The following is an 8,631-nucleotide window of genomic DNA, read 5'->3' on the forward strand; positions in this document are numbered from 1 at the left end:
CAACTTCGGCGACACCAACGGCGTCTTCTGCAACGACGAGGCCCGCGTGTACCTGGCCACACCGTTCGGCACCATCGCCGCAGGCAACATCATCAACCCGCTGCGCGCCATCTACGACAGTTCGACCGTCGACCCGTACTACGGCAACCAGCGCACGTATTACATGACCTCCGATTACCGTGGCAACGCCCTGCGCTACGGCCACGCGATCGGTGACCTGAGCATCGACCTGCAGCTCAACGTGAACAGCGGCAACCGCGACAAGACCGCTCCGCGCGACGGCAATGTCTTCACCGGCCTGGTGACCTATGACTTCTCGGGCACGGTGGTCGGACTGGGCTTTGGAACCGGCAATTCGCAGGCGGGCACACCCTATCCGCGCACCGGTCCCGGCCTCACCTACGGCGGCACCACCGCTGGCTTTGTGCGCACCAGCATTGGCCCGGTAGGCGTGGGCATCTCGGCTTTCAATGGCAAGGTCAAGCTTGACACCGACACGGGCGCACCCACCAGCACCGCGCGCGACATGACCGACCTGCGCCTGAAGCTCAGCTACCCCACGGGCCAGTGGAACTTCATCGGCATCGTGGGTGTAGAAAAAGAGAAGGGCGACTTCACCGGCGCCGCACCGTGGGGCGCCCCGGTCTACACCTTCGTCGAGTCGGGCATCACCAGCCCGCGCATCAACATCACACGCACCGACCTCGACCTCTGGGCGCAGTACGACATCGGCAACGGTGTGAAGGCCTACGGCCGCTTCAACACCATCAGCAAGAAGTACTCGACGCCGGACAATGGCGCCGCCTCGGCCAAGGGAACGGCCTCTACGCTGGAAGCTGGCGTGCAGGTCAGCTTCTGATGCAACAAAGGCGCAGCGGGTGATGCACCTGCTGCGCCGCCCTCCGGCATTCCATTGACAAGGAGATTCCCATGAAACGACGCAGCCTCGCCCTGCTGTTTGGCGCCGCGATGGTGACCATGAGCAGCTGGGCCCAGAGCATCCCCGAGCCCAAGACCGATTTCGACCTGAAGGCCGACCTGCGCTACCCGAAGGACCTGAAGGTCACGCCCATCAGCGACAAGACGCTACCCGCCTTGAAGAAGTTCGCCGGCCGCTGGGCCGGCCAGTACAACGGCGTGATGAACGTGGTCCTGGTGTTCGAGAACCTCGAAGACCCCGAAAACATCATGTACTCGCACTCGGTGGCGATCACCCCCGCCTACAACATCATGCGCAAGCTGGTGGCGCGCCCGAAGATGAAGGCGCGCTGGGATGCCGCCAGCGGCAAAATCATGAGCCAGTTCGAGGCGACCCAGGTGCAGCAGTTCAGCCTCACCCCCGAAGGCTGGCTGAAGATCGAATACGAAGAAAAGGGCACCTGGAACTCGCTGGGCTACCTCAAGCGCGTGCAAGACGTGCCCTCGCAACCGAGCGGCGCGCCGGTTCCCGCCCCGTTCAAGATGGCAGAGAGCGAATGAGGCATCGTCACTTTTCGCCGCTACGCCGCGCGCTGATGGCCGCCACCATCGGCCTGAGCTTCGGTTCGGCGGCGCAGGCGGCCACCACCATCACCGTCGCATCTTTCCCAAGCTTCGACGAGTCGGTCAAGCTTGCCATCCCGCTGTACAAGAAGCTGCGCCCGGACGTTGACATCAAGCTGGTGAGCCTGTCGTTCAACGACCACCACAACGCGATGACCACGGCGCTGGCCACCGGTGCCGGCGTGCCCGACGTGATGGGCATCGAGATCGCCTACATCGGCAAGTTTGCCGAGTCGAAGGGGCTCGAAGACCTGTCGGCCGCACCCTACAACGCCACGCAGATGCAAAAGCAGTTCCATGCCTTTGCCTTCCCGCAGGGCATGGACGGGAGTGGCGCGGTGCAGGCCATTCCCGCCGACGTGGGCCCGGGCACCTTGTTCTACCGCAAGGACATTCTCGACAAGGCCGGGGTGAGCGTGGAGCAGCTCACCAAGTCGTGGGACTCGTTCATCACCGCAGGCCGCGTGATCCGTGCCAAGACCGGGGCCTACCTGGTGACAGGCGCGGGCGACATCTTCAGCATCTACATCCGCTCCAACATGAAGCCGGGCGAGGGCTTGTACTTCGACAAGGCCGGCAACTCGCTGCTCAACACACCGCGCTTCAAAAAGGCTTTCGAGCTGGCCGTGATGGCACGCAAGGCCGACATCGACGGCAAGATCGGCCCCTGGAGCAACGAGTGGCGCGAAGCCTTTCGCCGCAACTCCCTGGCCACGCAGATGATGGGCGCCTGGCTGGCCGGTCACCTGCAGAGCTGGCTCAACCCCGAGGCCGCGGGTCAATGGCGCGCAGCGCCGCTGCCCGAGGGTGCGAATGCCTCGTGGGGCGGCTCGTTCTACGCCATCCCCAAGAAGGCCGCGCACAAGAAGGAGGCCTGGGATTTTGTCAAGTTCATGACGACGAACAAAGACATGCAGCTCGCTGCGTTCAAGAAGATGGGCGCCTACCCGGCCATCGTCGACGCGCAGGAAAAAGCATTTCTGAACGAACCGATCGAATTCCTGGGCGGACAGAAGGCACGCCTGCTGTGGGCCGATGCGGCAGCCAAGATCCCGCCGCTGCGCCCCGACAAGTACGACTCGGTGGCGGCCGAGATCATCGGTGCCGCGCTCGACGACGTGCTCGAAGACGGCAAGGGGATCGACGTGGCGTTGAAAGAAGCCGACGAGAAGCTCAAGCGCCGTGTGCGCCGCCGCTGAGACCCGTTCCGTGTTGGTGGCCCTTGGGGGGCCTTTTTCCGGGGCCGGCCTCGCTGGGGTCGGCCCTGTTTTCTTACCGCCTCTTCACGCCATGCTGACTCTGCATGCACAATTCGGCAGGTTGTCGAACCAATGACAATTCCCTTCACAGTCAGCGGAGTTACAGCGAATGCCAACAACACCCATCACCGGGGACCAGCGGTTCGTCAAGAGCCTCAATCGCATGGCGCTGCTGCGCCTGCTGCGCGACGAGTCGGGTCTCTCGCGCGTTGACCTGGCCCACCGCAGCGGGCTCACCAAGTCGACCATCAGCCTGATCACCAAGGAGCTGATCGACGAAGGCTGGCTGATGGAAGACGGTGCGCTGGCCACCGGTGCGCTGGGCCGCCGGCCCACGCCGCTGCGCCTGGATGGGCGGCACCTGGTGCTGATCGGCAGCGAGCTGGGCCCCGACACCATCCGCGTGGTGGCCACCTCGATCCGCGGCGAGGTGCTCGAGATGAACCAGGCCGCACTGCGCTCCAAAGACCCCGACGCCGCTTGCCACCAATTGGTGGAGATGGTGACGGCCCAGGCTGCCAAGGTGACCAAGGGCACGGCCGAGTTGTTGGGCATCGGCGTGGGCTTGCCGGGCTCTGTCGACCCGGTCTCCGGCGTGCTGCAGGTGGCACCCAACATCGGCTGGCGGCAGGTGGAGGTGGGCAAGCGCCTGGCCGCCGAGATGGCGGCCGCGGGCCTGGCGTCGGTGCCCGTCTACTACCAGAACGAGGCCGACCTGGCGGCCATAGGCGAGAGCGAGTTCGGTGTGCGGCCGGTGGAAGACCCGCTGGTCTACGTGAGCTGTGGCGTGGGGGTGGGCTCGGGGATCATCCTGAATGACTCGCTCTTCACCGGCGCCTCGGGTTCGGCCGGTGAAATCGGCCACACCACGATGGTGGTCGATGGTCGCCAGTGTTCATGCGGGCGGCTGGGTTGTGCCGAGTCGTATGTGGGCCTCAAGGCCATCGCTGCCGACGCCGGCTGCCTGCAAAAGGGCGGCGCAGTCGACCGCATGGCGCTCAAGGCGCAGATGGGCACACGCAGCCCCAAGACGCGCGATGCTTTCGCGGTGGCCGGCAATGTGCTGGGGGTGTTGCTGCAAAACGTGTGGACCACCTTCAACCCGCAGGTCATCGTGCTGGGCGGCGAGACCGTGACCCTGGGCGGTGAGCATTTTCTGGATGCGGCGGTCGGCCGCCTGGAGCTGTTCGCCAAGGCCGCGGGGCTGCCCAGCCCGACGGTGCGGGTGGCCAAGTACGGCGAGCTCGCCACGGCCGTGGGCGGTGCCGCCTTTGCGCTGCATTCGCTGCTGCGACCGTACGGGCCTTCGTCGCGTGCCGGCGCCGGGGTGTACCCGCTTCAGGTGGCTGAGGTGGTGACGGGCTGATTGCAGGCCGCCGCGGTGGCGGCCTTTTGAACAACTTGATCGTATGTCAAACAAACTATATCCATCGACACCGGCCATGCAGGCCACGCAAGCCTCGCCAACAACGCAACTCGACCAGCTGAAGCAGTTCACCACCGTGGTGGCCGACACCGGCGACTTCCACGACATCGTTCGTTTTGCGCCGCGTGATGCCACCACCAACCCATCGTTGGTGTTGAAGGCGGTGCGCAAGGCCGGCTACGCACCCTTGCTGCAAGAGACAGTGCGCAGCCGTCGCCATGCGGGCGTGGATGACATTGCCAACGCCCTCCTGGTGCGCTTCGGCTGCGAGATCCTGAAACTGGTGCCGGGGCGGGTGAGCACCGAAGTCGACGCACGCCTGAGCTTCAACACCGGCGCCAGCGTGGAGCGCGCGCGTCGGCTGATGGCCTTGTATGAGGCGGCGGGCGTGCCACGCGAGCGGGTGTTGATCAAGATCGCTGCCACCTGGGAAGGCATTGCCGCCGCGCGTGTGCTGGAGCGTGATGGCATCCGCACCAACCTCACCTTGTTGTTCGGCTTCTCGCAGGCGGTGGCCTGCGCCGATGCGGGCGTGCAGCTCATCTCGCCCTTTGTCGGCCGCATCTACGACTGGGCCCGCAAGAGCGCCGGCGCGGCGTGGGACGAAGCCGCGAACGCCGGGGCGCGTGACCCGGGCGTGATCTCGGTCGGCCGCATCTGGCGCTACTACAAGCAGCACGGGATCACCACCGAGGTGATGGGCGCGAGCTTTCGCAACCTGGGGCAGATCCAGGCGCTGGCCGGCTGCGACCTGCTCACCATCAGCCCCGATCTGCTGGCGGGCCTGCAGGCTTGCAACGCGCCGCTGGCCCGCGCGTTGCAAGCCTCGGCGGACGACGTTCAACCGCGCGTTCATCTCAACGAAGCGCAGTTTCGGTTCGCGCTCAACGAAGACGCGATGGCCACCGAAAAGCTGGCCGAAGGCATCCGCGTGTTCGTGAAAGATGCGCTGGCGCTGGATGCGCTGATCGAGGAGGCGCGAACATGAAGCTCCCGGCATGTCTCTCGACCCTGTTGCTGGCCGCTTCGATGCAGGCCTGCGGTGGCGGCGAGCCTCCGCCGCCTCGCCGTGTGCAGCACTACGAGCCCCCCGTCATGGCCGCCGAGGTGGTGACGCCGCTCTGGCGGCCCGCCACCGACGACACCGTGCGCATGAGCCGCGGCAGCTTCACCTTGCGCCAGATCGAGCATGAGCAAGCGCCAGGCGGGCGCCTGGTGGCAGGCAGCGTGGGCTCCGCCATCGTCGAGCGTGTGTTCGAGACCTGGGTGATCGAGAACCGCTACCTGCGTGCCACGCTTTTGCCGGCGTACGGCGGGCGAATCATTTCGCTCATCAACAAGACCAGCGGGCGCGAAGCGCTGTACCGCAACCCGGTGGCGGTGCCGTATGGGGTGGGTGAGGGCGCTTTCCACCACGACTGGCTGCAGATCGTAGGCGGCATCTTCCCGACGCTCGGGCCCGAGCACGGCAAGGCATGGAACCAGCCCTGGTCGCTGGAGGTGGAGCAGGCCACGCCCCAACTCGTTACCTTGCGCATGCGCTTCGTTGACACCGTGGGCACGCGCACCCCGCCGAGCTTCTCGGCCTACCGCGCCGCGAGCGGCGTGCAGCTCGACTACCGCGTGAGCCTGCACGCGGGCCGCGCGGCGCTCGATACCGAGGTGACGGTGAGCAACCCCGGTAGCAGCGCGGTGCGCTACGAGTACTGGACCAACGTGGGCCTCGCACCGGGTTCGCCGCCCGAGGCACCGGCAGCCGGGCCCGAGGTGGAGATCATTGCGCCGGTGCGCTTCGTGTCGTCGGCATGGTGCTTGAACGAGCCCCGTTGCACGCAGACCGCCGCCATCGAAGACCTGACCCAGGTGCCCGGAACCTTTGCCTTCGATCGCCTGCGCTGGTTTCGCAACTGGGCGCAGTGGGGCATCTTTTACGCCGCGCCCGACATGCGCGGCGCCAACTTCTGGGGTGCCATCAACCACGCCAACGGCGAGGGCCTGATCCGCGTGGCCGATAACCGCGTCACGCGGGGGTTCAAGCTGTGGACTTTTGGTGCACAGAGCGGGCGCGTCGACCCGCTCACCAGCCGCGACCCGGCACGGCCCTTCATCGAGCTCTGGGCCGGCACGGCACCCGAGTTCTTTCGCCCTGACGAACTCGCGCCTGGCCAATCGGTGCGGGTGGCCGAGGTTTATGCCCCGACGCTCGGGCTCGCGCAGGTCACGCACGCCAACGGCCATGCGGTGGCCCGGGTGCGCGCTGCTGGGGGGCAGCTGCTCGGGCAGGTGATGCTTTTGTTCCCCACCGTGCCACTCACGCTGCGTGTGATGCAGAACGAACGTTTGTTGGGGCAGCAGCTGGTGACGCCTGCGGCGAATGCGGCCTTGGAGATTACCCAGCCCTACAGCGTGGCCGAAGCGGGCAGCTTGCGGCTCACCCTGCTGACCGCTGACGGCAGCACGGTTTTTGAAGCCACGGTTCCCGCAGGCGAATGAACGAATGCTGGTTCAGTGAGTGCATTTTTTGATTTACTTCGACAAACAAACTAATTACAGTTCGGGCTCTTGAGCGAACGAATTCAAGAAGACTTTGGAGACAAGGCAGACCCCATGTACCTGGGCATTGATTTAGGCACCTCGGAAGTCAAGCTGGTGCTGCTGTCTGCGGCGAGCGGCAGCATCGTCGCGAGCGCGGGCGTCAAGCTCGGCGTGTCGCGCCCGGCTCCGGGCTGGAGCGAACAAGACCCCGCCGCCTGGTGGGCTGCCACCGGCGAGGCCGTGCAGCAGCTGCGCGCCCAGGCGCCGCAGGCCTGGAGTGAGGTGCGGGCCATCGGCCTGTCGGGCCAGATGCACGGCGCCGTGCTGCTCGACGCGCAGCAGCAGGTGCTGCGGCCCGCGATTCTGTGGAATGACACCCGCTCCGCGCTCGAATGCGTGGAGATGATGGCCGCGCTGCCGGCCCTGCCGCAGCTCGCCGGCAACCTGGCGATGCCCGGCTTCACCGCGCCCAAGCTGGCCTGGGTGGCCAAGCACGAGCCGGCGCTGTTCGCGCGTGTCGACAAGGTGCTGCTGCCCAAGGATTACCTGCGCTGGTGCATGACGGGCCGCTTCGCCAGCGAGATGTCGGACGCCGCCGGCACGCTCTGGCTCGACGTGGCGCGGCGCGACTGGTCAGACGAACTGCTCGCGCTGACGAAGCTGACGCGGCATCACATGCCCGAACTGGTGGAGGGCAGTGCCTCATCGGGCACGCTCTCACCCGAGGTGGCGGCTGCCTGGGGTTTGTCGAAAGACGTGATCGTGGCCGGCGGCGGCGGCGACAACGCGGCCAGCGCGATCGGCATCGGCGCCGTGCGCCCGGGCGAGGGCTTCATCTCGCTGGGTACCAGTGGCGTGATGTTCATCGTCAACGACCGTTTCCGCCCCAACCCGGCCTCGGCCGTGCATGCCTTCTGCCACGCCGTGCCGGGCCGCTGGCACCAGATGAGTGTGATGCTCTCGGCAGCAGCCTGCCTGAGCTGGGTCACGCAACTGGTGAACGCTGAGAACGAAGCCGCGCTGCTGGCCCGCACGCAGACGCTGAGTGTTGCCGCTCAGTGCGCCGCGCCGATCTTCTTGCCCTACCTGTCGGGCGAGCGTACGCCGCACAACGACGCGCGCGCCCGCGGCGTGTTCTTCGGCCTCGACCACGACACCGATGCGCGCGCGCTCGGCTACGCCGTGCTCGAAGGCGTGGCCTTCGGCATGCGCGACGGCCTCGAAGCCTTGCGCGCCGCCGGTGCCGAAGTCGGCCGCCTGGCGCTGGTCGGCGGTGGTGCGCGCAGCGCCTTCTGGGCGCAGCTGCATGCCGACGTGCTGGGCCTCACGATCGTGACGCTCGATGGCGGCGAGGCCGGTGGCGCACTCGGTGCCGCGCGCCTGGCCTGGCTGGCCGATGGCGGCGACGAAACCCAGGTCTGCCAGATGCCGGCCGTGCGCGACACCTACACCCCAAACCCCCAACGCGGCGAAGCCCTGGCTTTGCGTTACCAACGTTTCCGCAGCCTCTATGCCGCCACGCGCGGCCTCTTTTGAGTTGAGACCTGCGGTTTGATGAATCATTTGAGGAGATGACTGTGAGCTACCTGAGCAAGATCGAACCCATCCGCTACGAAGGCCCCAACAGCAGCAACCCGCTCGCCTTCCGCTGGTACGACAAAGACCGCATGGTGCTGGGCAAGCGCATGGAAGACCAGCTGCGCTTTGCCGCCTGCTACTGGCACACCTACTGCTGGAACGGCTTCGACGTGTTCGGCTACGACGGCACTTTCGATCGCCCCTGGCAGCACATGGCCGACCCGATGCAAGGCGCGCGCGCCAAGGCCGAGGTGGCCTTCGACTTTTTCAGCAAACTGGGTCTGCCGTACT

Annotated in this window: 7 protein-coding genes and 1 pseudogene; all 8 read left to right on the forward strand. The window is 66.3% G+C overall.

The genetic code is table 11. The annotated features are described in order from the left end of the window. Positions 1-859: porin (locus RMO40_RS18740; protein WP_309724623.1), on the forward strand; the 859-nt coding region annotated here is incomplete at its 5' end. Between the two features lie 71 nt (positions 860-930). Next, complete coding sequence (locus RMO40_RS18745; protein ID WP_309724624.1) at positions 931-1,479, forward strand: hypothetical protein; 549 nt, start codon at positions 931-933, stop codon at positions 1,477-1,479. 35 nt (positions 1,480-1,514) lie between these two features. Further along, entirely contained in the window at positions 1,515-2,741 is a 1,227-nt protein-coding gene (locus RMO40_RS18750; protein ID WP_309724631.1) for an extracellular solute-binding protein, read from the forward strand. Between the two features lie 169 nt (positions 2,742-2,910). After that, positions 2,911-4,167 (forward strand): ROK family protein, encoded by a 1,257-nt coding sequence (locus RMO40_RS18755; RefSeq protein ID WP_309724633.1) that lies wholly within the window; start codon positions 2,911-2,913, stop codon positions 4,165-4,167. 76 nt (positions 4,168-4,243) lie between these two features. Beyond that, a complete protein-coding gene (gene tal / locus RMO40_RS18760; protein ID WP_309724640.1) occupies positions 4,244-5,215 on the forward strand; it encodes a transaldolase in 972 nt (323 codons plus the stop codon). After that, positions 5,212-6,720, forward strand: coding sequence for a DUF5107 domain-containing protein (locus tag RMO40_RS18765; RefSeq protein ID WP_309724635.1), 1,509 nt, complete (start codon positions 5,212-5,214; stop codon positions 6,718-6,720). Before tal ends, RMO40_RS18765 begins: the two co-directional genes overlap by 4 nt. 114 nt (positions 6,721-6,834) lie before the next feature. Further along, a complete protein-coding gene (gene xylB, locus RMO40_RS18770) occupies positions 6,835-8,298 on the forward strand; it encodes a xylulokinase (protein WP_309724637.1) in 1,464 nt (487 codons plus the stop codon). Between the two features lie 41 nt (positions 8,299-8,339). Beyond that, positions 8,340-8,631 (forward strand): annotated as a pseudogene (locus RMO40_RS18775) (xylose isomerase); the annotation flags it as partial.

This window comes from Rhizobacter sp. (assembly GCF_031412075.1).
GTDB lineage: Bacteria > Pseudomonadota > Gammaproteobacteria > Burkholderiales > Burkholderiaceae_C > Rhizobacter.

Excerpts from the sequence above, each read along its gene's own strand:
- RMO40_RS18745 (WP_309724624.1), top strand. The coding sequence starts at position 931 with ATGAAACGACGCAGCCTCGCCCTGCTGTTTGGCGCCGCGATGGTGACC.
- RMO40_RS18750 (WP_309724631.1), top strand. The coding sequence starts at position 1,515 with ATGGCCGCCACCATCGGCCTGAGCTTCGGTTCGGCGGCGCAGGCGGCC.
- RMO40_RS18755 (WP_309724633.1), top strand. The coding sequence starts at position 2,911 with ATGCCAACAACACCCATCACCGGGGACCAGCGGTTCGTCAAGAGCCTC.
- tal (WP_309724640.1), top strand. The coding sequence starts at position 4,244 with ATGCAGGCCACGCAAGCCTCGCCAACAACGCAACTCGACCAGCTGAAG.
- RMO40_RS18765 (WP_309724635.1), top strand. The coding sequence starts at position 5,212 with ATGAAGCTCCCGGCATGTCTCTCGACCCTGTTGCTGGCCGCTTCGATG.
- xylB (WP_309724637.1), top strand. The coding sequence starts at position 6,835 with ATGTACCTGGGCATTGATTTAGGCACCTCGGAAGTCAAGCTGGTGCTG.